We start from the raw sequence: 26,996 nt of genomic DNA on the forward strand, positions 1-26,996 counted from the left end.
CGCGCCTCGCACTCGACAGAGGCCCTGGCCGATGCCGCTGCCGGGGAAGCATGACTCTCGTGGGCACCGGAACTGCTCAGCTTGCCAAACGAGTGGGCCGCCGGAGCAGCATCTCCGGCGGCCCGTCGCTCGTTGCGTGATCGTCGCGCTACGATGCTGACGGCATCTCGCCCGTCAGCCAGTATTTCACGCGTGCCGGATGCTCCGTGATGTACTTTTCGACGGCTTCGTCGACCGAGGTTTCATTGGCAGCCGACATGGCGCTCTGAAGCTCGTCGATCGGCAAGTGCATGCGCATCAGGAACTGCGCTACTTTCGGGTAGTCGTTCTGGAAGTCCTGGCGGGAGATGACGTAGACACGCTCGATACCGCCCAGGGCGTTCTTCGGATCGTCCAGGTAGCGCAGCTCGTATTTTCCGAACATCCAGTGCGGGCTCCAGCCCGTCGCCACGATCCATTCCTTCTTGCGGATCGCACGGTCGAGAGCGGCTACCATCGCGGCATCGCTCGCTGTCGTGAGGTTGTAATCATCCAGATCGTAGGTCTTGAGCGCCTCCTTGGAGAGACGTGTGAGACCTGCGCCAGGGTCGATGCCCTGCACCTTGCCACCCAGCTTCTTCTGGACGTCCTCCTTGGCGAGATCGGCAATCGAGGAAACCTGATCCTCCGGGACGTAGGATGGCACGACCCAGCCGAGCTTGGCATCCGTATAGATCACGCCGAGCTGCACGGCCTTGTTGCCGACGCGGGCCCAGTAGTCCTTGTGGGTTTCCGGCAGCCAGGCCATCATCATGAGATCGATGTCACCCTTGGCGACGCCCTGGTATTGGGGCGCAATATCCGTCTGGACCAGCTCCACCTTATGATCGAGATTGGTCTCGATCAGCTTCTTGGTGAGTTTCGTGACGAATTCCGCATCGGCCCAAGCCGTCCAGCCAATCTTGATAGGGGCCTTCTGCTCTTGCGCGTGAGCGGCGCCCGTGAGGCTCAAGGCCAAGCCCGCCGTGAAAGCAGCGCGGGCAAGCGTCTTCAACATGAGAATCCTCCTTCTGAGATTCGGGTTGGGGAGTTCCGACGACAGTCGTCGCGGTGTCCGTCAGGTGCCAGCCCTGACGAAATCCGTTCCTGTTCCTGCCGTTTCCGTTTCGGCTCTTTCCGGTTTAGCCGTCGAGCCGGTGCGAGACGGGAGCATGCGCGGCAACTGCAGGGCTGCCGGGCGCGAGAGACTCTGTGTCAGCCTGTCGAGGATGATCGCGAGAACGACGACTGCGAGTCCGCCCTCGAAGCCCAGCCCGACATCGAGTCTCTGGATGCCGGTGAGTACCGTGTTGCCCAAGCCGCCGGCGCCGATCATCGAGGCGATGACCACCATGGACAGAGCGAGCATGATCGTCTGGTTCACCCCCGCCATGATGGAGGGTAGGGCTAGCGGGAACTGAACCTTCGTGAGCAATTGCCGATCGGTGCAGCCGAATGCGAGGCCCGCCTCGACATATTCACGGTTCACCTGCGTGAGTCCGAGCGCGGTGAGGCGCACGACGGGTGGCATCGAGAAGATCACCGTCGCGATCGTGCCCGGCACGGCGCCAAGACCGAAGAACATGGCCGCCGGGATCAGGTAGACGAAGGCCGGCATGGTCTGCATCAGGTCGAGCACCGGACGCGTGAGCAGGGCCGCAAGCCGGCTCCGCGCCATCACGATACCGAGCGGGATCCCGATCGTGACTGCGATCGCCGTGGCCCCGATGATGAGCGCAAGAGTCTCGATCGTCTCCTTCCAGAGGTCCATGAAGGTGATCAGCAGGAGCGCAGCCAAGGTGAAGGACGCGAAGCGCCAGCCCGTGCGCCAGAGCGCAAGTGCCGCAAGGGCGGCAATGAAGACGGGCGTCGGGACCCAGAGGAGTATATCTCGGATACCCTCGACGAAGAGGCCGATTCCGTCTGCGACGGCATCGAGGGCCGGCGAGAAATTGTCGAGAATGTACTGGACGACGGCGTCGGCGCCCGCCCCGATGCGGAACTCGTAATCCATGGTTATCCTTTCGCGCGCACTCAGGCGGCGCGATCGAGGGTCATCAGGAGGGAGGACTTGGAAATGGCGCCAAGATAGCGACCCCGTCCGTCCACGACCGGCACGGGCCAGCGGCTCTCGGCGACGCGCCCCATCACCTGACAAAGCGGCGTGTCCGCCTCGATGGGCGCCGTGTCGGGCAGGAAGGCGCGATGATAGGGGTCCGGCCCGCCCGAGCGCACGGCTTCCCTCAGCGACTCGGCGCTCACCATACCCTGGAAGCGCTTGTCGCGGGCCACCACGATGGCGACGTCGCGGTCATGCGAGCGCATCTGCTCCAGCGCAGCATTGACACTCAGGCCGGCGCGGTCGATCAGCGTCAGCTGGCTGTGGCGCGCGATATCGCCTGCGCGGAACACGTGACTGACATCGACGTTGCGGAAGAACGATCGCACGTAATCGTTTGCCGGCTGCATTACGATCTCTTCCGGCGTGCCCACCTGGACGACGACACCATCCTGCATGATCGCGATCCGATCGCCGATGCGCATGGCCTCGTCGAGATCATGGCTGACGAACACGATCGTACGGCTGTGCTCGCCCTGCAGACGCAGCAACTCGTCCTGCATCTCGGTGCGGATCAGCGGATCGAGCGCCGAGAAGGCTTCATCCATCAAGAGGATCGTGGGCTCGCTGGCGAGCGCGCGGGCAAGGCCGACGCGCTGCTTCATGCCACCCGAAAGCTCGTCCGGCCAGCTGGTAGCGTAGCGCTCGAGCCCGACTGCAACGAGTGCCTGAAGTGCCTTTTGCCTGCGCTCGGCCTCACCCACGCCGGCGACTTCGAGCCCGAAGGCAACATTGTCGATGACACTGCGGTTGGGGAGTAGCGCGAAGCCTTGGAACACCATGCTCATGTCGCGCCGGCGCAGCTCGATGAGATCACGCTTGCTCATGCGCGTCACATCCTGACCATCCACGAGAATGGAGCCCAGAGTTGGCTCGATCAGGCGGTTGAGAAGGCGCAGCAGCGTCGATTTTCCGGAGCCCGAAAGCCCCATGACGACAAAAATCTCGCCTTCGCGTATGCCGAACGTGGCATCGTTGACGCCGATCGTGCAGCGGGTCTGCGCCTGAACGGCGTCCTTGCCTTCGCCTGCCTCGATCATCTTGATGGCGCGCGATACGTTCGCGCCGAACACTTTGAACACATGCCGCAACGCGATCTTGTCGACCGGTGCGGCACCACGATTTTCTTCAGAGTGCAGCGGTGAGTCTGCCTCAGTAGTCATCGACACCTCTTTTGTCCCTTCCTCGTACCGAAGGGTGCATTCACTCCATATTGAGCCAAAATGCGCCTGAAGAGGTGCGAATATCTCTGGCGTGACGTGCACATGCGCGAGGTCACACGCATGACCGCATCCGCGAAATCTCTTCAGCGCAACAGCGATGGTCGGGCTTATCTAGACCATTGTGGCTGGCAAGCCAACCCCCTGTGACAGATTCGTGGCTTTAGGCCTGCACGCACACCGCTGATGCGAGCGCGGAGCGTTTGAGCAAAAGCGTGGAAACCTGCACGAAATCGTTGCGGCGATTGATACAGGATGAAAGCACGGTCTATTGAAAATTGACACTGCAGCGGCGTGCGAGACGATGTGTACTGCCGCGCAAGTCTCGTTCTGCGTGAGCGGCAGGAGATCTGTGAGTTGATCTCCGAGATCGAGCGTGCCGCAATGCTGCACAAGTTCCCTCGTACCATCGACAATGCTGCCGTCGCCTTACGAAGGAGCTCGCGCGATTTCGTCGGCATTCAAGCATGCGGATCGAGCGGAGCCACGACGGGTGTTGTCCGTGGCAGAGCCTGATAGCGTCCCTGCTCTTCCTGAGGCGGCGACGGGCGCATCCAGATGCGCCAGAAGCCGAAGAGGAGGCATAGGCCGCTGATTCCTCCCGTGAAGGCAAACAGACCGGCCGCTCCGGTGAAGGCCATCGTGCCGGAGGAGAGCAGAGGGCCCAAAGTCGCGCCTGCGGAATAGGCGAGGATCAATCCGCCGCTGGCGGAAACGCGTTCCGCATTGCCGAGATGATCATTGGTGTGTGCGACGCACAACGGATAGAGCGCGAACGAAAATCCTCCGAATGCGAGAGCGGCGAGGGTGAGGCCAAAGATGCCGAATTGCGTCGCAGCTGCCATGAAGCCGCTGACCAGAACCATGCCCCCGAGAACGCCGAGGATCACCAGCCGGCGATCGAAGATGTCCGAAAGCCGGCCGACCGGGAGCTGGAGCAGCACGCCGCCCAAGATGACGGCGCTCATGAATAGGGCTGTTCGAGACAGGTCGAGGCCAATCTCCCGCGCGAAGATCGCGCCCAGGCCGTAGACAGAGCCGAGGACAAGGCCGCTCGCCACCGTACCAACCATGCCGAGAGGTGAGGCCGCATAAAGGCGCCGAAAGCTCAGCCCCGCGACATCGGGCAGGTGAGGAGGAGTCATGCGGGTCAGTGCAACCGGAATGACGGCAGCCGAGAGGAGAATCGAGATCAGGACGAACAGCAGGAAGCCGGAGGGGTCCGGCAGATTCAGCATGAACTGGCCGATCGACTGACCTGCATAGAGACAGATCATATAGGAGGCGAGAATCCTGCCTCGTGTCTGGGCCGTGGCGCTGTCGTTGAGCCAGCTCTCGATACAGATATACAGGCCCGCCATGCAAAAGCCCTCCGCGAGGCGCAGGACACCCCAGAGAGGAGATGAGACATATAAGGCATAGGCCAGGGCAATCGCCGAGAGCGCGGACGCAAATGCCGTGAAGGCCCGAATGTGGCCGTATTGGGTCACCGCCCGGTACGCGAAAAGGGATCCAAGTGTCAGGCCACCGAAATAGGCGGACATCACGGCGCCGATGACCGGCGATGCCGTCCCTGCCGCTTCCAGCCGAACGCTGATGATCGTGGTGAGGGGGCCGTTCCCAGCCATCAGTAGAAAGATGGCGAGGAGGAGAACGAGCACGGAGCGAAGGATTCGCAGCATTCCGATCACCGATTACGAGCTCCGGCGCGTACGCCATGTTCCAGCTTCGTCTCTTCTCGCACGGAAAATGTCATGAACACCGCCAGCTCCTCATCGATCGGGCCAGAGTGAGAGATGGATGAGCACTGCGTCTCCTGCCCTGGCTCGATCTCGCTTGAATGCTGATGTGCGAAAGCGAACCACACGCTGCCTCGCAGTATCATGGCAAGGCCTGTCAAGTCCGCGCGCACATTCGTCAAGCCCCTGTCCGTGGGTGGACGAGCAGTCATGGTGTCGGTGCAATCGGGCGTTTTGGTCTTGTGGCGCAGCGTTTCCCTCCCTCACTCGGACGCTTTGCATCCGACCTCTCCCGCCAGGGGAGAGGCGATGTGCAAGCCGACTCCGCTGCATCTCTCCCTTGACGGGAGAGGTCGCCCCGAAGGGGCGGGTGAGGGTGGCAGCGCCAATGTCGAAAGGCATGCAAAACCCGACTCCTTGCGCAGCTCAGCTTTACGCATTCATCACTTGTCCACCGGGCATGCACTACGGATTTGGCTTGGCAGGAAAGTGCGTTTTACGGTGCCGCAAAATTGAATCCCGCGCCTCCCGTCGGGATCACAGATGGGGTATGGACCATGAGCAACCAAGCGCAGCAGCCGAAGTGCGTTACCAGCTTTCCGCGGCCTGTGGAGGGAGCGCCCGCCGACGAGAATACTGCGCAGATCATCGATCTCCTCCAGGAGCATTTGCACTTGGCCCGCGAGGGCAAGCTGCGGTCGATTGCGGTCGTGTCGGTTTCGGCCGATGGCGCCGCTATCGGAACGCAATGGTCCTGTGCTCATGGCGACAGTGCGAGCCTCATCGGCAAGCTCACCGTGCTGACGCATGATCTCATGGCAGCTCGCAAGTAGTCACAGCCGCGCTTCTGCGTGACTGCTGCCGTCACGCTTGAACTTCCCTCTTATCCGCATGGCGCGGGCCGGCACGCTGAGAGACGCCGATTCGCCGGGCCGGTGCGCGCTTTCCCTTGCAGTCTTGGAACCGGCGACCTGACAGCGAGTTCACCGGTCGAGAGTGAGACCTGGGAGGTGCGCCGTGGGCGCGAGCGGTCTCGACGTCTTCGACCGGACACTTCAGACCACCCACATTTGGCTGAACGAGATCACGGCGGCGGCCGGATCCGATCGCGAAGCTGCATGGCGCATGCTAGGCTCGGTCCTGCGGGCGATCCGGGACAGGGTGCCGCTCGAACTGGCTGTGCATCTGGGGGCGGAACTGCCCATCCTGGTACGCGGGGCCTACTATGACCAGTGGCGCCCCGAGATCCGGTGCGAGCACTATCGCACGCTCGACGAGTTTCTCGACCGGGTCGAGGCCGATCTCGGCGAGGCCCAGCCCGTCGATCCGCGGGAGGCCAGCCGCGCCGTGTTCGGCGTGCTGTCCCGCCACTTGCCCGAAGGGCAGATCCGGAAAGTCTGCAATGCCCTTCCCGAAGGAGTCCGCTCGCTCTGGCAGCGCGGGCCGGTGTCGGACGAGCTTGGCCAGATCGGGATAAACCCAGGCGGGAGCACCTGAGAGACCAAGCTCGGCCGCGTTTCTGGCCGGTGCCTGGAGCAGGGAGTGCGTGACATGGCCGACAGGCAGAGCCAGGACGGATCGGTGAACCACAGCTACGACAGGCCGGAGGTGTTGGTCTCGGTCGGAGATCTCGGACTTCCTGGAACATTGGTTCACCCGGCAGCGGGACATGGCGTCGTGATGTTTGCCCATGGAAGTGGCAGCTCTCGCCTGAGCCCGCGTAATCGCGTCGTGGCCGAGCATCTTCAGAAGAAAGGGTTCGGCACGCTCCTCTTCGATCTTCTGCTACCCAGTGAGGCGGCGGACCGGGCGAACGTCTTCGACATCACGATGCTGGCCGAACGGCTTGCTGCCGCTACGGATTGGGCGCGCACCAAGGAATTGCGAGACGTTCCGATCGGCTATTTCGGGGCGAGCACCGGCGCGGCTGCCGCGCTGGTTGCGGAGACGATCAGCCATCATCGCATTGCCGCAATCGTGTCTCGCGGCGGGCGCCCCGATCTTGCCGGTGTTGCTATCCCGCATGTTCGTGCGCCGACGCTCCTGATCGTCGGTGGCAACGATACGGAGGTGATCGACCTGAATGAGCGAGCCTTCGCGGAACTCGGCTGTAAAAAGGAATTGAAGATCGTTCCAGGAGCGGGTCACTTGTTCGAAGAGCCGGGAACACTCGACCAGGTCGTGGCGATCGCTTCCGAATTCTTCAACCGCTTTCTGCGCCAGGAAAACCTGACTCATGCTCTTCGATGATGCGAACTTTGCCGATCGCGCTGATGCCGGGCGCCAGCTTGCACGCCGCCTGTTGCCCTACAAGAGCGCCAACCCTGTCGTGCTGGCACTGCCGCGGGGCGGAGTGCCGGTCGCCTTCGAGGTTGCGCGGGTGCTCGAAGCTCCGCTCGACCTCGTTCTCGTGCGCAAGATCGGCGCCCCAGGTCATCTCGAATTCGGCCTCGGCGCCGTCGTCGATGGAGCGCATCCGGAGATCGTCCTGAACGAAGAGGCGATGGACCAGATCGATGTATCGCCACGCTACATCGAAGAGGAGGCCGCACGACAGTTGCAGGAAATCGAACGGCGGCGTCAGCACTATCTTGCAGGTCGAAGCCCGATCGACGTGCAGGGTCGGATGGCAATCGTCATCGATGACGGCATCGCGACGGGGGGGACGGTGCGTGCAGCCTTGAAGGGGCTCGCGCGGGCGCATCCGGCGCGTCTGGTGCTGGCCGTGCCGGTTGCGCCAAGGGATACGATTGCCCGGCTGCAGGATGAAGCCGACGAGGTGATCTGCCTGATGACACCCGAACCGTTCTATGCCGTCGGCGCGCATTTTGCGGATTTTACGCAAACCACTGACGAGGAGGTGATCGATCTCCTCAATCGCGCCCGTCTCTGGACGCGGCAGGAGACATCCTGAGCTTTACAGCGTCGTCCGGATCGATGGCTCGGCACGGCATTGGGATCCGGCCCTCCTGGAAGCTTCGCCAGGCTGGGATTTCCATAGCCGCGCCGGATGGCTGAGAGCCCGCGTGCTCTCGCGTATCGCCCCGTGCGTCTTGACGGATGCACCTGACCGGACGATGAGCGGACCGTCTTCATTTCGGCATTGTGCTGCGCACCTCTCCGGCTGCGATTCGAACACGGCTCCATGATCGACTATCCGCTCCATGCCTATGCGATCGTCTGCGACAATGATTGCATTGCCGATGCCGAAGGACGCTTCCCGGATGTTCTCAGGAACGATGCAGATTGGCTCTACTTTCAATCCGGGCTCGATCGTGCGGCGATCACGCTCATGGGGCGGCGGTCTCACGAGACGAACGCAAATCACAGGAACCGTCTGCGGCTCGTGATGTCCCGCTCCGTATCGGCTCTGGTGCATCGCGCCGATGGCTGGTGGTGGAACCCTGCCGAGCGATCGCTTCCGAAAGCGCTGAAAACGATCATCCCGGAGGGCGGCGAGGTGGCCGTGCCGGGAGGTCGAGACGTCTTCGATCTCCTGGGGGCTGCAAGCTTTACCGCCTTCCACCTCGCGCGAGCCCACGGACGCGCGATCCCGCGAGGGAGAGGGTTGTTCCACGTGTGCGAAACCGGCACGCCATCGGATCTTGTCCTGCGGGACGGCGGGCTCAGGCCTGGATCGATACAATGGCTCGACGAGGAGAATCTTGTCAGCTTGACAGTGTGGCGGCGCAGAGCGGAAGAAGAACTTGGCAGTTCCGAATGATGCTGGCGCCTCGGATGTCGTGAAGTGGCCGGCTGTGACTTTCGAGTCACAGCCAAAGCCGGGGGACTTCTCTAGTATTCTTCGTGCCCGACCATTGGGCGCGGGCCAATCTCCTCCCATTCTTTTATCTCGGCGCCCGGGAGACCGGGCGTCATTTTTATGGAGTTCGAGAAAGGTAGAGTGGGCTCGCCGCGAATAGTGCGCCGCAACCGCTTCCGGATCGATGACGGCACAGACCGCCACGACCGCAGCGCGATGGGCAACACCTTCGGGACGAGATGGGACGAAACGACGGGCTCGGACGGCGGGAACGAAGCCGGCGTTTGGAGCCCTATCGGATTCGGGGCAGAAATGGGCGAACAGAGTCGAGAACAGAGCAGCGTGGTGGCCTTTCCGCGGCCGGTCGAAGAGGCGCCGGCCGATGAGAACGTCGCTCAGATCATCGATCTTCTGCAGGAGCACCTCAGACTCGCACGCGAGGGCAAGCTGCGGTCGATCGCAGTCGTCTCCGTATCCGCCGATGGTGCCGCCATTGGAACCCAGTGGTCCTGCGCCTATGGCGACAGCGCCAGCCTGATCGGAAAGCTGACCGTGCTGGCGCATGACCTGATGTCTGCGCGAAGGTGAGCCGCGGCGGGCAGCCCCGCTGATGTCCGGGCTTGCTTCATAGGCGTCAATGACGGTCGCCGGGCCGATCCCATCAGTATAGCGGGCCGACAGCGCCCTGAACACCGGAGTGGTGTGACTCCACCGGTGCCTTAACCGCATGGGCTGTGATGGCCGGCCGATGCAGTCGGCGTGTCGCGCCGGAGCCATCGCCCATCGGCGACGTGCACGTGAACGATGCGCGACATGAGCAACGATGTCTTTAGGCCAAGGTAAATTCCTCGCGCCGAAGACGGCGCGGTTGCGTCCTGCCAGTGCCGCAGCGGTCTCGGGACATCGCTGGACTTTGAATGCAAATCGGCTGGTTGGACGGCGCGACAGAAAAAAGCGGTTGCCGGAGGCTGTATTTTGAATTCAAAATCGTGGTAGGAGAGGCGCAACTGCTCACCAAGAGGCGGCAGGTTGGAAATGCCGAACACCGCATCCGCAGGTCCAGGCGGAGCACAAGGAGGACTGAATGCTCTCGAAAGTTGTTGATGTGCGTTGGGCACTTGGTGTCGTGGCGTCCGCCGCTGTCGCCCTGGGGCTGGGGGCAGTGCCGACGGCTGCCCACGCCGAGTGGAAGCCTACAAAGCCTGTCGAGTTCGTTGGTGCTGCGGGTCCTGGCGGCGGCACGGATATTTTCGCGCGCGCGGTGCAACTCGCGATCCAGAACCATAACCTGATCGATCAGCCGATCCTCGTATCGAACAAGGGTGGTGGCAGTGGGGCCGAGACTTTCATTTACGTGAAGGCCGCTGCCGGCGATGGCCATAAGCTGGCCTTCGGGACCTCGAACCTCTACACGCTGCCGATGGTCGCCAAGGTGGCGTTCAAGCACACGGATTTCGAACCCGTGGCAGCCATGGTGTTCGACGAGTTCGTTCTCTGGGTGAAGGGCGATGCGCCCTACAACGATTACAAGTCGTACACCGAGGCTGCCAAGGCCGCGAACGGAACCTTCAGGATGGCGGGCGCCCTGTCGAAAGACACGGACCAGACGCTGACGCGCCTCATCGAAAAGGATACGGGCGCGAAATTCATCTATGTTCCCTTCAAGAGCGGCGGCGAGGCCTCGGTGCAACTCACGGGTGGGCACGTCCAGTCGGACACCAACAACCCGAGCGAGAGCGTCGGTCACTGGCGGGCCGGGCAGGTGAAGGCGCTGTGCGTCTTCGCGAAGGAGCGGATGCCAAAGGGCGACAAGGTGAGTCCGACTCAGAGCTGGGGCGATATTCCGACCTGCAAGGAGCAGGGTTCCGGCATCGAGACGTACCAGATGCCGCGCACCGTCTCGCTTCCGCCGGATACGCCGCAGGAGGTGGTGGATTTCTGGGCCGGCGTCCTGAAGAAGGTCACCGAGACACCGGAATGGAAGGATTATCTGACCAAGACCGCGCAGACGGGCCGCTTCATCGCCGGGGCTGAGCTCAAGACCTTCATCGACGAGGACGAGAAGCGCACCCGCAAGGTCTACGAGGAAGAAGGCTGGCTCGTGAACTGAGCCGTCTGATCCAGTGAAAGGCACGGCAGGAACGGCCGTGCCTTTCGCCGTTCAAGCAAGAGGTTGGTTCAGTGGCAAATGAACGGTCGCTCGTGTCTCGCACGAGCATGGAGGTGGCGACGGCGCTCGTCACCGGAGCCGTGGGCGTTGCCGTCATGTGGGGCGCCGTCGAACACGACATCGGATGGGGCGATTCGGGACCCGCGGCAGGGTACTTCCCGTTCCGTATCGGGATACTCATCGTCCTGGGCAGTCTCACGAACCTCATTCTCGCGCTCCGTCGCGCCCGCACCGACACTTCGACTTTCGTCACGTTCGTGCAGGCGCAGCGCGTGCTCGCCTTTGGCCTGCCGATCATAGGCTTCGTGATCGTCGCAAACTTTCTCGGGCTCTACGTCGCGTCGGTTCTGTACCTGATCTTCGTCATGGTGTTCCAGGGCGGCTATCGGCCTCTGTTCGCAATCGGCCTGGCGCTGGCTGTCGCCGTCGCGATGCGGCTCATCTTTCCGATCTGGTTCAAGGTGCCCCTCCTGACGGGGCCGCTCGAAGCTCTACTCGGGCTCTACTGAGGCGCCGATGGCCAATATCGATTCGCTTCTCCACGGCTTCAGCGTTGCGCTGACCGTGCATCACATCGCCCTGATGATGGTCGGCGTGCTGCTCGGCATCCTGGTCGGCGTGCTGCCGGGGCTCGGTGCCCCTAACGGCGTGACGCTCCTGCTGCCGCTGACCTATTCGATGGACCCGGTCGGAGCCATCATCCTGCTCACCAGCATGTATTGGGGCGCCTTGTTCGGCGGCTCGACGACGTCGATCCTGTTCAACATTCCAGGTGAACCATCCTCTGTCGCGACGACCTTCGATGGTCATCCGATGGCCAAGCAAGGACAGGCGGTCCAAGCGCTTTCCTTCGCGTTCCTGTCGGCCGGATGCGGCGCCATGGTCGGCGTCATCGTCATCACGCTCCTCTCCGGCTGGGTGACGAATTTCGCGCTGCAGTTTTCGTCCCCCGAATTCTTCGCCGTCTATTTTCTGGCTTTCGCGAGCTTCGTTGGACTGTCGGGTGCAAATCCCGCGAAGACGCTCGTCTCCATCCTTCTGGGGTTCGCCTTTGCGACCGTCGGCATGGACACGGTCTCGGGCAGCCTCCGGCTCACCTTCGGCCTCGACGAACTATTGCGTGGCATCAGCTTCCTCATCGTCGTCATCGGGCTTTTCGGCATCGGCGAGCTTTTGCTCACCATGGAGGAGGGGCTGAAGTTCGAGGGCGTGAGAGCGAAGGTGAACCTCTCGGGCGTCCTGTCGACGCTTGCTCGCCTGCCGCAATACTGGGTCGCACTCTTGCGCGGCAGCCTGATCGGGGTCTGGATGGGCATCACGCCAGGCGGGCCCACGGCAGCCTCCTTCATGAGCTACGGCCTCGCGAAGAGGTTTTCACGGCGGCGCGACCGGTTCGGGCACGGTGAGCCGGAAGGCGTCATCGCGCCCGAGACGGCCGACCACGGTGCCGGCACTGCCGCGATGCTGCCGATGCTGGCGCTCGGCATCCCGGGCTCCGCTACCGCTGCCGTGATGATGGGCGGGCTCATGATCTGGGGTCTCAATCCCGGACCCATGCTGTTCATCGAGCGGCCCGACTTCGTCTGGGGCCTGATCGCCTCGATGTATGTCGGCAATGTCGTGGCCGTGATCCTCGTGCTCACGACCGTGCCGCTCTTCGCCGCGATCCTGCGCATCCCCTTCGCGATCATCGGTCCGCTGATCGTCGTCATCTGCTTCATTGGGGCCTGGACGGTGGCTTCCTCGAAGCCGGATCTGTGGATCGCGCTGATCTTCGGCTTCGTCGGCTATGTCTTCAAGAAGCTCGACTATCCGATTGCGCCGCTCGTCCTGGCCCTCGTGCTCGGCGACAAGGCGGAGGATGCCTTCCGCCAGTCCATGCTGATGTCACAGGGCGATCTCGGCATCTTCTTCTCGAACGCCCTCGTGAGCACGATCACGATCCTTGCGATCATTCTTCTGACCTGGCCGCTCTGGGCCATGCTGATCGGACGCGCGAAGATGTTCCGTGCGAAGCTGAAGCGGGCCGAACTGGCCGATTGACAGCGGAGGCGTCGCCGGCACGCCAGAATGGCGACGACGGGTCGGCCAAGCCGTGCGACCACATCAGCGCGTGGTGTGGCGGGGAACCGCAGTCCTCGCCCGGGCCAGGACGGCAATGATGAGCGAGCTCATGGCGAGCAACTGAAAGGCCGCGCCGACGGCATGGGAATATTCCCAGCGCATGCGCAGTACCACCCAGTCGTCCGGAATCATCGTCCAGTTCCGGGTCGCGACGTTCGCGGGAAACGTATAGGTCCAGAACACGGCCTGAGCGGCGAGGAGGAACAGGACCGCGAAGACGGCGGGCCAGAAGACGAAACGCTCGCGCCGCGACATGATCACGACTGCGATCATTGAGACCAGTTCGACGAGCAGAACATATGCGAGCCTGTCCCAGCCGCGATAGGCTTGCTGAACGACGAAGTATTCTTCTCGCCGCAGGTAGATCTTGTTCGGCAGCTCGAAGAGATGCGCCAGTGCTCCGCCAAGCGCGATAGCGGTCGAGAGCAGAGCAATGAAGAACACGACGTCGTACGCCGCCGAGTGGCGGTATCCGCCGTGCATCGATGGGCCGGCAGGGGACATGCCGTGAGCATATCATGAATCGCGGCCCTTGTGGGCGACCGCGCGTCACGTGCTCGTTGTGCTATGCTGTGCTTGCAAGCATTGCAGAGCCACCCTCACCCCCGCACGCATTGCGCGGGTGAGGGAAAAACACTGCGCTCTCGCCATAGGCAGAAGTCAGCGCGCGACGATTGCGTTCTCCTTCATGAAGACCTCGATCTCCTCGGGGGTGAAGCCGTGTTCCGCGAGGATTTCTCGAGTATCTTCACCGAAGAGCGGTGCAGCCTTCCGAACCTTGCCGGGTGTCTCGGAAAACTTGACCGGCAGGCCGAGCGTCTTCACGGCGCCGAGGGTCGGATGCTCGACTTCGACGACCATTTCGCGCGCCTTGGTCTGCGGATCGGAGAGCGCCTGGTTCATGTCGTAAACCGGCCCGCATGGTACGCCCTTCTCTTCGAGCAGCGCGAGCCAGTATGCGGCCGGTTTGGTGCGAAAATGCGCGGCGAGTTCGGCCTCGAGCTCGGGCAGATGAGCCATGCGGCCGGCATTGTCGCGGAAGCGCGGATCCTCTGCGAGTTCCGGCGCGCCGATCGCCTCGAGGGTGCGCATCCAGTTCCTCTGGTTCGCGCCGCCGACGACGATCCAGCCGTCCTCGGTCTCGAAGGCCTGATAGGGAGCATTGAGCGGGTGCGCCGAGCCCATGGCGCGGGGCGCCTCTCCCGTTGCCAGTGCGATCGCCGATTGCCAGTAGGTCTGGACGAGGGCGGCTTCGAGCAGTGAGGTCTCGACGAACTGGCCCTCTCCGGTCTTCAGGCGATGCGTATAGGCCGCAAGAATGCCCATGGCCGCGAGAATTCCGGCCGTGATGTCGGAGAGCGGCGGCCCGCATTTCGCAGGAGCTCCGCCGGCCTCTCCGGTAAAGCTCATGATGCCGCTCATCGCCTGCGCGACGAGGTCGAAGCCGCGCCGGTGCTTGTAAGGGCCGGTGCGGCCGAAACCCGAGAGCGAGCAATAGATCAGGCGCGGATTGTCCTTCCGGAGATCCTCGTAGCCGAAGCCGAGGCGTTCCATGACGCCGGGGCCGAAGTTCTCGACGAGCACATCGGCGTCCTTCACGAGCCGATGCAGAATGCGGGCGCCGCCGGGAGTTTTCAGATCCAGCACGATGCCCCGTTTGTTGCGGTTCATCATCAGATAGGACGCAGCCTGATCGCCGATTTTCGGCGGGATCATGCGCCGCGTGTCGTCACCATCCGGTGACTTCTCCACCTTGATAACATCCGCGCCCATGTCGGCCAGCATCAACGTACAGGTTGGCCCAGCCATCACATGCGTGAGGTCGATCACCTTCAGACCGGCCAAAGGACCCATGGATTCCTCGTCGTCGTTCGTAGATTGCGGAGTGCGGGCGGCAGTGCCGGCCCGCGAAATGTATCGCTCAGGGGAGCGGGTGCTTTCGATCGGCGCGGCGGCCGTCGAGGTCATTCCCCGGTGAAGTTCGGAGCGCGCTTGTTCAGGAAGGCATCCATGCCTTCGCGGAAGTCGCGGCTCATGTAGCACTTCAGGATGAGGTCATCGCCCTCACCGCGCGGAATGGTGGGGCGCAGCCGGCGCAGCGCCTCCTTGCAGGCCTGTAGCGTGAGCGGCGCGTGGCTCGCCACGGTCTTCGCGAGTTCCTCTGCGCGGGTCATGAGGTTCGCGGGGTCCTCGACGACCTCGTTGACGAGCCCGATCGCCAGCGCCTCCGGGGCCTCGATCAGCCGTGCCGTGAAGATCATCTCCTTGAGGCGCGCCGAGCCGATGAGATCGGCGAAGCGCGAATAGTTGGACATCGAGAGGCAATTCCCGAGCGTTCGCGCAATCGGTAGGCCGAACCTGGCGTTGCCGGCAGCGATCCGAAGGTCGCAGCAGCCCGCGATTCCGGCCCCGCCGCCCGTGCAGGCACCCGCAATTGCCGCAATCGTCGGGACGCGGCAGCTTTCGAGAGCCCCGAGCACCCGGTCGATCCGCGACTCGTAGCCCAGGGCATCTTCCGGGGTGTCGAAGGCGCGAAACTGCGAGATATCCGTTCCCGCCGCGAAGGCCTTGCCGCCCGCTCCGGTCAGCACCATGGCCCGGATCGACCTTTCCTGATCGACTTCGGCGCAGATCTCGGCGAGCCGCTCGTACATCGCGAAGGTAAAGGCATTGCGGGCCTGCGGCCGATTGAACGTCACGGTGGCGATGCCGTCCCTCACCTCGTAGAGGATGTCCTCGTTCGCCGTTGCAGGATCGGTCATGAAAGAGAGCTTTCCGTAAGCTGGCATCGATCTCGTCGATGCAAAGCTGCTGATTTTCGGATGCCGGGCGATCCGGGGGTGTCGTTGGAGCTCCCGTTTCGGCTTTGAAGCTCGCGGACCCGTGTATCCGTGCCCGCGACCTTGCCTGGAGGGAGACGTGCGACCGGACTTTGAATTCAAACTCGCCCAAGTTCAACCGTTTTTTCATTGACGGAGGCTGCTTGGGCGTGGATTGAATTCAAAATCACCATGGATTGGCATCTGCGGGTGCAGACAGCGCCGATCGGCGCGGCACAGGTGGAGGCAGGTGAGATGCTGCACGAGGACGTCGTCGCGCGACTCCGTCACATGCTGCTCGAGGGGGAGATCCCTCCCGGGGCGCGGGTGCCGGAGCGGGAGCTCTGCTTGGCCTTCGGAATTTCCCGCACCCCTCTGCGGGAGGCCCTCAAGGTGATGGGCGCCGAGGGCCTCGTCGTCCTGCTGCCCAATCGGGGAGCCAGGGCCGCGCGGCTGACGTCCAAGGATGTCCAGGACCTATTCGAGGTGTGTGAGGGTCTCGAGGCCAACGCGGGAGAACTGGCCTGCGGCCGCATCACCGATGACGAACTGCGAGATATCGCCAGGCTCCACCACGAGATGCTCGACCATTACCGTGAGCGCGACCAGGTGCAGTATTATCGCTGCAATCGCCAGATCCACGAGGCGATCGTTCGGGCGGCAGGCAATGCGGTTCTCTCGACCTTGTACGAGTCGGTGACCGCCCGCATCCGGCGCGCCCGCTTCGTCGCCCCGATGACGCCGGCCCATTGGGAGCTCGCGGTGCAGGAGCACGAGGCGATCCTAAATGCCCTGCTCCGGCGCGACGGGGCCGCACTCTCCCACGTGCTGCGGCGCCACTTGCGGCACAAGCGGGAAGCGGTCGAACGCGCTGGCTTCGCCGAGAACGTGGACGAGGCCAGCGGCGGGCAAACTGAGGAAATCGCGCCCCGCCGAAGCCGCCGCTCCGGTCCTTCCGACGTCAAGTCAAGACCGAGCGCGCGCATCTCGGGGTGAGCTGTTCTCAGGCCATGCGAGACCGCGGCACCTCAGTAGAGAACGCGATGCGAATGCTCGGGAACTGACGTGCGCTTGAAATGGCCGCTTGCTTCGCGGCAAATGACCCGGAACGAGGAGGGGCCATGGAAATCGCGGACACGATCGCACAGGTTCGAACTGCAATCCGTGAGCGCCGGCAGGCCGGCTTGCGCGTCGGGCTCGTGCCGACGATGGGCTTCCTGCACAACGGCCATGTCGCTCTGATCCGGGAGAGCACGACCTCCTGCGACGTGACGGTGGTCAGCATCTTCGTGAACCCGACGCAGTTCGGGCCGAATGAGGATCTCAGCACCTATCCGCGCGATCTCGGCCGGGACGAGCGCACCTGCATCGATGCGGGTGTCAATATTCTGTTCCTTCCCACTGCGGCAGAGATCTACCCCGAGGAATTTCAGACCTTCATCGAGCCGGGGCGGCTCGCGGAACCGCTCTGCGGGGCGGTTCGGCCCGGCCATTTCCGCGGTGTTGCCACCGTCGTGGCGAAGCTCCTGAACATCGTGCAGCCGGATGCCGCCTTCTTCGGACAGAAGGATTATCAGCAGGTCGCTGTGGTCCGGCGCATGGTGCGCGACCTCGACATGCCGGTCGAGATTGTGACTGTCCCGACGGTGCGCGAGGCCGATGGCCTCGCGATGAGCAGCCGCAACGCCTATCTCAGCGTCTCGCAGCGCGAGCGCGCGACCTGCATCAGCCGCGGCCTCCTGGCCGCGCAGGCCGCCTTTCGCGGTGGGGAGCATGACGCATCGAAGCTGGTTGCGATTGCGGGCGCCGAGATGGTCGATATCGACAGCCTGCAATATCTGGAGCTGCGGGACGCGGAGACGCTGGAGCCTGTGATTGGGAGTGTAACCAGGTCTGCCGTACTGCTGGCTGCAGCCTTCATTGGGTCGACGCGGCTGATCGATAATGTGATCCTGTAGCGGATTCCGGCTCGATGAATTCTATGTGCGATGCGTGTTCGGAATCTGCCGGCGCGGACGTCTGCGCAAATGCTCGAGGCGATAAAGGGCTGCCTGAGTGAAAGTTCCTCAGCTGTCCTTGCACTTCGCGCCCTCACGCTCTCCTCGTCATTGCGTGGCGCAGGCGAAGCGATCCAGGAGTGCACCTATCGACGGGTAGATTGCTTCGCCTTCGGCTCGCAAGGACGGTGAGGCGGCGGAAAGGGCTGTTCATCACGCCTGCGGCGCGCAATTGCGCAGTGAGTCCGCGGCAGATCTGATGATGACAGACCACAAGGACGGCAGTGGGTCCGGCGCTACTCCGTTTCCGGCCCTGCTCCTCCCGCTCTCAGACCCTCTTCGTCATTGCGAACGCAGTGAAGCAATCTACCCGTCGACGGATGGTTCGCCTCGCCTCCACCTCGCAAGGACGAGGTGGATCCGTCGCAGTGACGCTGTGGTGTGACAGTGTGCCTGGCGTGATCCGGCACCGCTCTCAGAAGCGGTACGTGTCACTTCATGGGCATCTGGGTGACTGTCGCCAAAGTCGAGAACGACATCTTTATCGGGCGGGATCGCACAATTTGTGAGGGCGCACCTCTGGCGCGCCCTCGCGTATGTCTGAGGTCTCATCACCTCATCGAGAAGTAGGGACCGATTCACCTACACCCGTTCAGCTCTTCTTCGGAGGCGAGGCCGGCCAGCTCTTGATGAGGGTGTCGTAGTCCACCGTCTCGCCCTTAGGCTTCTCGTTGGCGAGCTTGCGCTGCGGCGCCACGGTGCCGGAAGTTTCGGCCTTCTTGAACCATTCCTCCGCGGAGGTCTTCGGGTTCAGCTTCGGGCCGCACTCGCCTTGGACATTGGCGCGTTCGAGCCGGGCGAGGACGTCGTCCTGCGCGGCGGCGAGCGCGTTCATGGCCTCCTGCGGAGTCTTGGCGCCGGAAGCGGCATCGCCGATGTTCTGCCACCAGAGCTGCGCGAGCTTCGGGTAGTCCGGCACGTTGTTGCCCGTCGGAGTCCATTGGACACGGGCCGGCGAGCGATAGAACTCGACGAGCCCGCCGAGCTTCGGAGCACGGTCCGTCATCGACTGGTGCCAGATGTCGCTCTCGCGGATGAAGGTCAGGCCGACATGGCTCTTCTTCAGCGAGACGCTCTTCGAGGTCACGAACTGCGCATAGAGCCAGGCGGCCTTGCGGCGCTCCACCGGAGTCGACTTCAAGAGCGTCCAGGAGCCGGCATCCTGATATCCGAGCTTCATGCCGTCCTTCCAGTAGGACCCGTGCGGAGACGGCGCCATCCGCCATTTCGGGGTGCCGTCAGCGTTCACGACGGGCAGGCCCGGCTTCACCATGTCGGCCGTGAAGGCGGTGTACCAGAAGATCTGCTGGGCGATGTTGCCCTGCGCGGGAACGGGACCGGATTCCGAGAAGGTCATGCCGCCCGCCTGCGGAGGCGCATATTTCTTCATCCACTCGAGATATTTGGCGATCGAGTAGACGGCGGCCGGGCCGTTGGTGTCGCCGCCCCGCTCGACGGACGAGCCGACCGGCCGGCAGCCCTCCATTCGGATGCCCCATTCGTCGACGGGCAGACCGTTCGGAATGCCTTTGTCGCCATTGCCGGCCATCGAGAGCCATGCGTCGGTGAAGCGCCAGCCGAGCGACGGATCCTTCTTGCCGTAATCCATGTGGCCATAGACTTTGACGCCGTCGATCTCCTTCACGTCGTTCGTAAAGAACTCGGCGATGTCCTCATAGGCCGACCAGTTCACCGGGACGCCGAGATCATAGCCGTATTTGGCCTTGAACTTTTCCTTGAGATCCGGGCGCTGGAACCAGTCATAGCGGAACCAGTAGAGGTTCGCGAACTGCTGGTCGGGCAGCTGGTACATCTTGCCGTCCGGAGCCGTCGTGAACGATTTCCCGATGAAGTCGTCGACGTCGAGTGTCGGTAACGTGACGTCCTTGCCTTCGCCTTTCATCCAGTCGTCGAGTGCGATGGCCTGCTTGTAGCGAAAATGCGTGCCGATGAGGTCCGAGTCGTTCACCCAGGCGTCGTAGATGTTGCGACCGGACTGCATCTGGGTCTGGATCTTCTCGACGACGTCCCCCTCCTGGATGAGGTCGTGGTTGAGCTTGATGCCTGTGATTTCCGTGAAGGCTTTCGCGAGCGTGCGGGCCTCGTATTCATGCGTCGTGATGGTCTCGGAAACGACGTTGATCTCCATGCCCTGGAATGGCTTCGCGGCATTCACGAACCATTCCATCTCCTTCAACTGGTCTTCCTTCGAGATCGTCGAAGGCTGGAACTCGGACTCGATCCATCGGCGTGCCTCCTCCATTCCGGCAAACGCCGTGCCGGCGCCGAGCGTCATGGCGAGGGCGCTGGCGGAGATAAGAAGCGTGAGGTTGCGTGTCCTCGATAACATGGGGTCCTCCCGACGATGCCTGATCGATCTTCCATCGATCGTCCCTTCAGCCAAAATGGCCGGAGAGCCATTCTTGGCACTGCGCTTCGCGGAAGCATGCTGGCGCGAAACGCAGAGCCGAAACCGAATACGCGTCACACGAAGCGGAACACAGCCGCCGCGAAGAGAAGAGACAGGACGAGGGCCGGCCAGAGGTTCGAATCGACGAGGCCAAGCCAGCCGAGATGGATGAAAGCCGCTCCGATCAATGAGATGAAGAGCCTGTCGCCGCGGGTGGTCGGAATCCGCAGAACGCCGACGCGGACCGTCTCGGGGCGAAGGATCGCAAGCGCCGTCATGATGGCGAGCAGGCCTGCAATCGTCGCGAAGAAGACCGCAGTCTGCCAAGTCCAGGCCATCCAGGCTAGATCCATTGCCGGCACTCCCGATGACATGCCGTGCCGGAAATTCTCTGGCGCATGACGGAACCTACAGCGAGCGTTCCCGGCATCACACCCTCCCGAGGGCGAAGCCCTTGGCGATGTAGTTGCGCACGAACCAGATCACGAGAGCTCCCGGTACGATCGTGAGAACGCCCGCTGCGGCGAGAAGGCCCCAGTCCATTCCGGCTGCGGAAACCGTTCGGGTCATCGTGGCGGCGATCGGCTTCGCATTCACCGTCGTCAGCGTGCGCGCGAGAAGGAGCTCGACCCACGAGAACATGAAGCAGAAGAAGGCCGCGACACCGATCCCGCTCGCGATGAGTGGCATGAAGATCTTGATGAAGAACCGCGGGAAGGAATAGCCGTCGATTGCCGCGGTCTCGTCGATTTCTCGCGGCACGCCTGACATGAAGCCCTCGAGAATCCACACGGCGAGCGGCACGTTGAACAGGCAATGGGCCAGGGCGACCGCCCAGGGCGTATCGAACAGGCCGACTGCGGAATAGAGATTGAAGAACGGCAGTGCGAACACGGCTGGCGGCGCCATCCGGTTGGTGAGCAGCCAGAAGAACAGGTGCTTGTCGCCGAGGAAGCGATAGCGCGAGAAGGCATAGGCCGCGGGAAGGGCAAAGGCGAGCGAGAGAGCCGTATTGATCAGCACGTAGGTCAGGGAGTTGATATAGCCCGAATACCAGCTCTCGTCGGTGAAGATGCGGACGTAGTTCTCGAACGTGATCTCACGCGGCCAGAGCGTGAGGCCACTCGTGATTTCCGTATTGGTCTTGAGGCTCATGTTCACGAGCCAGTAGATCGGCAGCAGCATAAACAGGAGATAAAGCGCCATCACGACGGTTCGCCCGTTCAGGCGTGATGGCGCGAGGGTCCGATTGGCCGCGATGGGCGCCGCTTCGGGCGTGGTCCCCGAGGGTCTGATAACCGCGGTATCGCTCACGCCCGAGGCCTCCGGTGACGCTTTATGTCGAAGCGGGAGATCATCCCTCGACCCTCTCCCGGTCCGCATCGACGTTCGTCATCACGGTGTAGAAGACCCAGCATAGGGCCAGGATGATGAGGTTATAGACGAGCGACATCGCGGCCGCCCTGCCGAGATCGAACTGGCCCAGTGCGAGCTTGACGAGATCGATCGACAGGAAGGTCGTCGCATTGCCAGGCCCGCCGCCGGTGAGCACGAAGGGCTCCGTGTAGATCATGAAGGAATCCATGAAGCGCAGGAGGACGGCGATGAGCAGCACGCGCCGCATCTTCGGCAGCTGAATGGTGCGGAAGACCGCCCAGCGCGAGGCGCCGTCGATCCGGGCCGCTTGGTAATAAGCGTCCGGAATGGATTTCAGACCGGCATAGCAGAGGAGGGCGACGAGGCTCGTCCAGTGCCAGACGTCCATGACGATGATCGTGGCCCAGGCGTCGAGCGGGTCGGCCACGTAGTTGTAATCGATGCCGAGGCTGTTGATCGCGTAGCCCAGAAGGCCGATGTCGCCCCGGGCGAAAACCTGCCAGATCGTGCCGACGACGTTCCACGGAATCAGGAGCGGCAGAGCCATGAGGACGAGGCAGAGAGCGACGGTCCAGCCCTCCCGCGGCATCGACAAGGCGATGAGAATCCCGAGCGGAATCTCGATCGCGAGGATGATCGCCGAGAACAGAAGGTTGCGCCACAGGGATTCGAAAAAGCGCTCTCCGAGCTGGCTCGATGGGTCGAGCAGTTCCTGGAACCAGCCGACGCCATTCCAGAAGAACTGATTGTTCCCGAAGGTGTCCTGGACGGAATAATTGACGACCGTCATCATCGGCAGCACGGCCGAGAAGGCGACGATCGCGAAGACGGGCAGGACGAGGAACCAGGCCCTGTTGTCGGCAACCTTCGTCATGATGCCGCAACTCCTGCAGCATCGCCCGTGACGAGGTGGCCATCGGCATAGATGTGGACGTGGCGCGGGTCGAATTCCAGCGATGCTTCGTCGCCGTCGGGAACGAAATCTTCGGTGACGCTCGCAGCCAGCGCCTGTCCGGCCATTTCGACGCGCGCGATCCGCACCCGGCCGAGATCATCGATCCGCTTCAACCGCACCGGCAACCCGTCTCCCTTCAGTTTCAGGAACGCGAATTCCGGCCGTATGCCGAGCTCGATCCGGGCCCCTTTCGGCAGGCGCGCATAGCCGCGTGCAAGCTGGATGGGCTCATGTCCGACATAGGCAGTTGTCCCTTCGACGCGACAGGGCAGCACGTTCATGCCCGGCGAGCCGATGAAATAGCCCACGAAGGTGTGGGCAGGACGCTCGAAGAGTTCATCGGGCGTTCCGGTCTGCACGACGGCGCCGTCATGCATGACCACGACCCTGTCCGCGAAGGTGAGGGCCTCCGTCTGATCATGGGTGACATAGATCATCGTGACGTCGAGTGCGCGGTGCAGCTCCTTGAGCATCGATCGCAGCTGCCATTTGAGATGCGGATCGATGACCGTGAGCGGCTCGTCGAACAGGATCGCCGCGACGTCGGGGCGGACGAGACCGCGGCCGAGCGAGATCTTCTGCTTCATGTCGGCCGTGAGGTTGCGTGCCTTGCGGTCGAGAACCGGGTTGAGACCGAGAAGGCCGCCGATCTCCTTCACGCGCGCCTCCGTCTCGTTCCGGGGCACGCGCCGGTTCTTGAGCGGGAAGGCGAGGTTCTCGCGCACCGTCATGGTGTCATAGACCACGGGGAACTGGAAGACCTGCGCGATGTTGCGGGCTTCGGTCGGAAGGTCAGTGACGTCGCGATCGCCGAACAGGATGCGACCGCGCGTCGGACGCACGAGGCCAGAGATGATGTTAAGAAGGGTCGTCTTTCCGCAGCCCGACGGCCCGAGCAGCGCATAGGCGCCGCCCTGCTCCCAGACATGGCTGATTTCCTTGAGAGCGTAGTCCTCGGGGCCGCTTGGATCGGTCTTATAGCTATGCGCGAGGCGACTGAGCGTGATCCGTGCCATCGCGCGCTCCCCGTCAGGCCGCCTGCGCGAGAGCCGGCGACGCGAGCCGGCCGCTCTCGTCGAACACGAACAATCGTCGCTGATCGAGGGACGCCGTGACCGGCGTTCCGGGCTCGAGCCTCGACACGCCGGGCATGAGCGCGATGAAGCGATGATCTCCCGAATCGAGGTGCACGAAGGTCTCCGAACCGGTGATTTCCGCGACCGAGACCGTCGCCGGCAGTGGAATGCCGGTGCCCCTGTGTTCCAGGCCGAGATGATGTGCCCGGAAGCCGAGAGTGTACACCCCGTCGGGCAGGCCCGCGAGCACGCCCGTCGCGTGGATGTCGCCGCCGGTGTCGAGGGAGAGGGTCGATCCGCGCTTGCGAGCCGTCAATGTGTTGAGAGGCGGGTCCGAAAAGACGGAGGCCGTCCTCAGATCGTCGGGGCTGCGATAGACACGCGGGGTCTCGCCGAATTGGGTCACGCGGCCCTGGAAGAGTGTGGCGGTTCGCCCGCCGAGGAGCAGGGCTTCCGAAGGCTCGGTCGTGGCATAGACGAAGATTGCGCCGGAGGCCGCAAAGATACGGGGCAGCTCTTCCCTGAGCTCCTCGCGGAGCTTGTAATCCAGGTTGGCGAGGGGCTCGTCGAGCAGCACGAGATCGGCCCGCTTCACGAGCGCGCGCGCTATCGCGGTACGCTGCTGCTGGCCGCCCGAGAGGTTGAGGGGTTTGCGTTCGAGGAAGGGCTCGAGCCGCAGGAGGCGGGCGGCCTCGCGCACCCGGCTCTCGATCTCCGCCGCGGGCAGCCGTGCCACTCTCAGTGGAGAGGCGATATTCTCGTAAACTGTGAGCGACGGGTAATTGATGAACTGCTGATAGACCATCGCAACGCTGCGGCGCTGCACGGGCCAACCGGTCACATCCTTCCCGTCGACGAAGACGCGCCCGCTGGTCGGCGCATCGAGGCCCGCCATCAACCGCATGAGCGAGGTCTTGCCCGAGAGCGTCGCGCCGAGAAGGACGTTGAGTGAACCGCGCTCGAGCGTCAGCGATACGTCCCGGATGTGGGTTTCCGCCCCGACCTCTTTTGTGACGCTTTCAAGGACGAGAGTCACACCGTGGCCCTCCCACTGGAAGTCCTGATGGGCTCCCCGGAACCACCCGCATCGGGACAGGAATCGTCCGCTACGCAGCTACGCGACGGCAAGCGCTCCTCCCGGGTCGGCCTCACGAGAGGAGACCTCCGCCTCGACTATTGTCGTTGGGTCGAGGCTAGGCGAGTGACCTTACGAAAGCAAGACGGGAGGGTGGGGCGGACCGGTATCTCACTGTGTGATGTGATGCGCACGTCGTACGCGTCCCACCGATTCGGTGATCCGGTTCACCGAAGAAGATATATGAGATCTAAAGAAGTGAGCCAATTCCACGTGGGTTGGAATGGCTCCCAGGACACGGCGGACCCGCTACTGACGTATGACCGCCGATGGTATGGTAGCCCTCACGCCACGCGGTCACCCTTCTTGACCTGCACCGCGCGGTTGTCTGCCGCCGGCAGCATTTTCGCAGGGTCGCGTGTCACCACGACGTCGAGCACGACGGGGCCGGATGTCCGCAACGCCCGCTCCAGGGCCGACGCAACGCCTGCGGGCTCCTCGACGCGAATGCCGGTGCAGCCGAGCGCGTTCGCGACGTCCGCATAGTTGATCTCCGCAAGATCGGAGGCGTGGTAGGAGCCGGCCCCGTACATGAGATGCTGGAGGGCCTTCACGTAGCCGGATGCGGCATTGTTCACGACGATGAGCGTGAAGGACAGGCCCATCCGGCGCGCCGTCTCGAGCTCGCCGAGCATCATGTTGAAGCCGCCGTCGCCCGTGAGGCTCACGACCTTGCGGCCCGGCGCGGCGAGCGCAGCGCCCATGGCGCCGGGAAGCCCGTAGCCGATCGAGGCAAAGCCCCGGTCCGGGACGAAACCGCGGCCCGCCCGCTTGGTGTCGTAGAGCAGTCCGCCCCAGTGGGCGGCGAAGCCGCCATCGGCGACAAGCAGGGCGTCCTCCGGCATGATGCGGTTCAGCTCGCCCATGAGACGGCCCATGCTCACCGGGACCTCGTCCGAGGTGTAGCGTTCGGTGGCCGTTTCGCGCCAAGCCCCCATGCGCCGGCTCACCTCCGCGGCGTAGGCCTCCTGGCGCGCCGCGATCGCCGGGGCATCCGCTTTCAGCGCTGCATGGAGATCCTCGACCCCGGCCCGTGCGTCGCCCCAGAGCGCAATATCCGGCTCCATGGTGCGGCCGAACTCCTCCGCGACGATGTCGAGGTGGATGATCGTCTTGCCGCGGGGCGGGACGGTGTAGCGCTTCGTGGCGATCTCTCCGAGCTTGCAGCCGATCACCAGAAGCACGTCGGCCTCCTCGATCAAGCCGTTGGCGATCCGGTCGTAACGTCCGAACAAGCCGGCGCTCAGCGGATCGGAGCAGGGGATCGCGCCCTTGCCGGTCATGGTGTGCGCCACGGGCAGCATCAAGGCGCGTGCGAAGGCCGTCAGCGCCTCGGCAGCGCCGCTGAGATGCACACCGCCGCCGGCGAGGACGATCGGGCGCTTCGCCTTCGCGAGGAGAGCGGCAGCCATCGCGAGGCTCGCAGCGTCCGGGCGGCACCGGATCGCCGGAGCCGCTTCGTTCGCTGGGTTCGCGCGGAACGCGTCTTCTGCAAATGGATGTGTCGCGTGACAAATGTCCTCGGGCACGTCGACGACGACCGGACCGGGCCGACCCGTGGTGGCCACGGCGAAGGCGCGGCGCATCAGTTCGGGAATGCGGTCCACGACCTCGATCCGCAGCAACTCCTTCACTGCAGGGCGAAGGATTTCGAGCTGACGCGATTCCTGGGTCATGTTCTTCCAGGAGTGCTGCCGGTGGGTGTTGCCCGTCAGGACGACGAGCGGGGTGCCCGCATTGAGCGCCTCGACGAGACCAGTGACGAGGTTCGTGGCGCCCGGGCCGAGCGTGGCATCGGCAAGGCCAACCCGCCCCGAGACCTTGGCATAGGCATCGGCTGCGAATACGCCCGCGCGCTCGTCATTGATGAGGTGGTGCTGCATGCCGAGCCGGCGCGCCGCGTCGTAGAAGGGCAGGAGCTGAAAGCCGCCCATTCCGAACATCGGCCCCCCGTTATGGGCCTGGATCATCCGGACGAGCGCTTCTCCACCGGTCATTTCATTCGCGGACATGC

Annotated in this window: 24 protein-coding genes and 1 pseudogene; 11 read left to right on the plus strand and 14 right to left on the minus strand. The window is 63.4% G+C overall.

Translation table 11 applies throughout. The annotated features are described in order from the left end of the window. Positions 1-148: 148 nt before the first annotated feature. The 4 genes from BN1233_RS04280 to BN1233_RS04295 all read right to left on the minus strand — a co-directional run bounded on the left by BN1233_RS04280 (position 149) and on the right by BN1233_RS04295 (position 5,039). A complete protein-coding gene (locus tag BN1233_RS04280) occupies positions 149-1,036 on the minus strand; it encodes a glycine betaine ABC transporter substrate-binding protein (RefSeq protein ID WP_046862134.1) in 888 nt (295 codons plus the stop codon). A gap of 60 nt (positions 1,037-1,096) precedes the next feature. Further along, positions 1,097-2,032: an ABC transporter permease subunit gene (locus tag BN1233_RS04285; protein ID WP_082145135.1), complete on the minus strand. Its 936-nt coding sequence runs from the start codon at positions 2,030-2,032 to the stop codon at positions 1,097-1,099. 20 nt (positions 2,033-2,052) lie between these two features. Then, positions 2,053-3,177 carry a glycine betaine/L-proline ABC transporter ATP-binding protein ProV gene (gene proV / locus BN1233_RS04290; RefSeq protein WP_425311678.1) on the minus strand — a complete coding sequence of 375 codons (1,125 nt, stop codon included), beginning with the start codon at positions 3,175-3,177 and terminating at the stop codon, positions 2,053-2,055. A gap of 641 nt (positions 3,178-3,818) precedes the next feature. Next, positions 3,819-5,039 carry an MFS transporter gene (locus tag BN1233_RS04295; RefSeq protein ID WP_046862490.1) on the minus strand — a complete coding sequence of 407 codons (1,221 nt, stop codon included), beginning with the start codon at positions 5,037-5,039 and terminating at the stop codon, positions 3,819-3,821. Positions 5,040-5,653: 614 nt separating this feature from the next. Between BN1233_RS04295 and BN1233_RS04305 the strand changes: the two genes are divergently transcribed. The 9 genes from BN1233_RS04305 to BN1233_RS04345 all read left to right on the plus strand — a co-directional run bounded on the left by BN1233_RS04305 (position 5,654) and on the right by BN1233_RS04345 (position 13,072). After that, positions 5,654-5,929, plus strand: a complete 276-nt coding sequence (locus BN1233_RS04305; protein WP_046862136.1) for a hypothetical protein — start codon at positions 5,654-5,656, stop codon at positions 5,927-5,929. Between the two features lie 184 nt (positions 5,930-6,113). Next, positions 6,114-6,593 carry a DUF2267 domain-containing protein gene (locus tag BN1233_RS04310; protein ID WP_046862137.1) on the plus strand — a complete coding sequence of 160 codons (480 nt, stop codon included), beginning with the start codon at positions 6,114-6,116 and terminating at the stop codon, positions 6,591-6,593. Positions 6,594-6,647: 54 nt separating this feature from the next. After that, positions 6,648-7,346 carry a dienelactone hydrolase family protein gene (locus BN1233_RS04315; RefSeq protein ID WP_046862138.1) on the plus strand — a complete coding sequence of 233 codons (699 nt, stop codon included), beginning with the start codon at positions 6,648-6,650 and terminating at the stop codon, positions 7,344-7,346. Next, positions 7,333-8,010, plus strand: a complete 678-nt coding sequence (locus BN1233_RS04320; RefSeq protein ID WP_046862139.1) for a phosphoribosyltransferase — start codon at positions 7,333-7,335, stop codon at positions 8,008-8,010. Before BN1233_RS04315 ends, BN1233_RS04320 begins: the two co-directional genes overlap by 14 nt. 231 nt (positions 8,011-8,241) lie before the next feature. Next, complete coding sequence (locus tag BN1233_RS04325; protein ID WP_046862140.1) at positions 8,242-8,820, plus strand: dihydrofolate reductase family protein; 579 nt, start codon at positions 8,242-8,244, stop codon at positions 8,818-8,820. A gap of 351 nt (positions 8,821-9,171) precedes the next feature. After that, the gene (locus BN1233_RS04330) at positions 9,172-9,447 is read left to right on the plus strand and encodes a hypothetical protein (protein ID WP_046862491.1); all 276 of its coding nucleotides are present in this window, start codon (positions 9,172-9,174) and stop codon (positions 9,445-9,447) included. A gap of 496 nt (positions 9,448-9,943) precedes the next feature. Continuing rightward, positions 9,944-10,969, plus strand: a complete 1,026-nt coding sequence (locus BN1233_RS04335) for a Bug family tripartite tricarboxylate transporter substrate binding protein (protein WP_046862141.1) — start codon at positions 9,944-9,946, stop codon at positions 10,967-10,969. A 71-nt stretch (positions 10,970-11,040) separates the two neighbouring features. Continuing rightward, entirely contained in the window at positions 11,041-11,538 is a 498-nt protein-coding gene (locus tag BN1233_RS04340; RefSeq protein WP_147706953.1) for a tripartite tricarboxylate transporter TctB family protein, read from the plus strand. Between the two features lie 7 nt (positions 11,539-11,545). Further along, complete coding sequence (locus BN1233_RS04345; RefSeq protein WP_046862143.1) at positions 11,546-13,072, plus strand: tripartite tricarboxylate transporter permease; 1,527 nt, start codon at positions 11,546-11,548, stop codon at positions 13,070-13,072. 63 nt (positions 13,073-13,135) lie between these two features. On the opposite strand, the gene BN1233_RS04350 is transcribed toward BN1233_RS04345, so the two are convergent. The 3 genes from BN1233_RS04350 to BN1233_RS04360 all read right to left on the minus strand — a co-directional run bounded on the left by BN1233_RS04350 (position 13,136) and on the right by BN1233_RS04360 (position 15,915). Continuing rightward, positions 13,136-13,657 (minus strand): DUF1772 domain-containing protein, encoded by a 522-nt coding sequence (locus BN1233_RS04350; RefSeq protein ID WP_244470822.1) that lies wholly within the window; start codon positions 13,655-13,657, stop codon positions 13,136-13,138. A 156-nt stretch (positions 13,658-13,813) separates the two neighbouring features. Next, complete coding sequence (locus tag BN1233_RS04355; RefSeq protein ID WP_046862492.1) at positions 13,814-15,007, minus strand: CaiB/BaiF CoA transferase family protein; 1,194 nt, start codon at positions 15,005-15,007, stop codon at positions 13,814-13,816. 110 nt (positions 15,008-15,117) lie between these two features. Beyond that, positions 15,118-15,915, minus strand: coding sequence for an enoyl-CoA hydratase/isomerase family protein (locus BN1233_RS04360; protein WP_046862493.1), 798 nt, complete (start codon positions 15,913-15,915; stop codon positions 15,118-15,120). 249 nt (positions 15,916-16,164) lie between these two features. Here BN1233_RS04360 and BN1233_RS04365 point away from each other — a divergent pair, with 249 nt between their 5' ends. Beyond that, positions 16,165-16,968 (plus strand): GntR family transcriptional regulator, encoded by an 804-nt coding sequence (locus tag BN1233_RS04365; protein WP_048708769.1) that lies wholly within the window; start codon positions 16,165-16,167, stop codon positions 16,966-16,968. Positions 16,969-17,093: 125 nt separating this feature from the next. Further along, positions 17,094-17,930, plus strand: a complete 837-nt coding sequence (gene panC / locus BN1233_RS04370; protein ID WP_046862145.1) for a pantoate--beta-alanine ligase — start codon at positions 17,094-17,096, stop codon at positions 17,928-17,930. Between the two features lie 691 nt (positions 17,931-18,621). On the opposite strand, the gene BN1233_RS04375 is transcribed toward panC, so the two are convergent. The 7 genes and pseudogenes from BN1233_RS04375 to BN1233_RS04405 form a co-directional block, all read right to left on the minus strand. Next, positions 18,622-20,379, minus strand: coding sequence for an ABC transporter substrate-binding protein (locus BN1233_RS04375; protein ID WP_046862146.1), 1,758 nt, complete (start codon positions 20,377-20,379; stop codon positions 18,622-18,624). A gap of 134 nt (positions 20,380-20,513) precedes the next feature. Next, positions 20,514-20,792, minus strand: a complete 279-nt coding sequence (locus BN1233_RS04380) for a DUF2160 domain-containing protein (RefSeq protein WP_082145139.1) — start codon at positions 20,790-20,792, stop codon at positions 20,514-20,516. A gap of 76 nt (positions 20,793-20,868) precedes the next feature. Then, a pseudogene (locus BN1233_RS04385) lies at positions 20,869-21,627 on the minus strand (carbohydrate ABC transporter permease); the annotation flags it as partial. Positions 21,628-21,793: 166 nt separating this feature from the next. Beyond that, positions 21,794-22,690 carry a carbohydrate ABC transporter permease gene (locus BN1233_RS04390; RefSeq protein ID WP_046862148.1) on the minus strand — a complete coding sequence of 299 codons (897 nt, stop codon included), beginning with the start codon at positions 22,688-22,690 and terminating at the stop codon, positions 21,794-21,796. Further along, positions 22,687-23,787 (minus strand): ABC transporter ATP-binding protein, encoded by a 1,101-nt coding sequence (locus BN1233_RS04395; protein WP_046862149.1) that lies wholly within the window; start codon positions 23,785-23,787, stop codon positions 22,687-22,689. Before BN1233_RS04395 ends, BN1233_RS04390 begins: the two co-directional genes overlap by 4 nt. A gap of 13 nt (positions 23,788-23,800) precedes the next feature. Then, on the minus strand, positions 23,801-24,883 hold the full coding sequence (locus BN1233_RS04400) for an ABC transporter ATP-binding protein (protein ID WP_046862150.1): 1,083 nt from the start codon (positions 24,881-24,883) through the stop codon (positions 23,801-23,803). A 383-nt stretch (positions 24,884-25,266) separates the two neighbouring features. Then, the gene (locus BN1233_RS04405) at positions 25,267-26,994 is read right to left on the minus strand and encodes a thiamine pyrophosphate-binding protein (RefSeq protein ID WP_046862151.1); all 1,728 of its coding nucleotides are present in this window, start codon (positions 26,992-26,994) and stop codon (positions 25,267-25,269) included. Between the last annotated feature and the right edge of the window lie 2 nt (positions 26,995-26,996).

Origin of the sequence: Microvirga massiliensis (assembly GCF_001006805.1) — a bacterium.
Lineage (GTDB): Bacteria > Pseudomonadota > Alphaproteobacteria > Rhizobiales > Beijerinckiaceae > Microvirga > Microvirga massiliensis.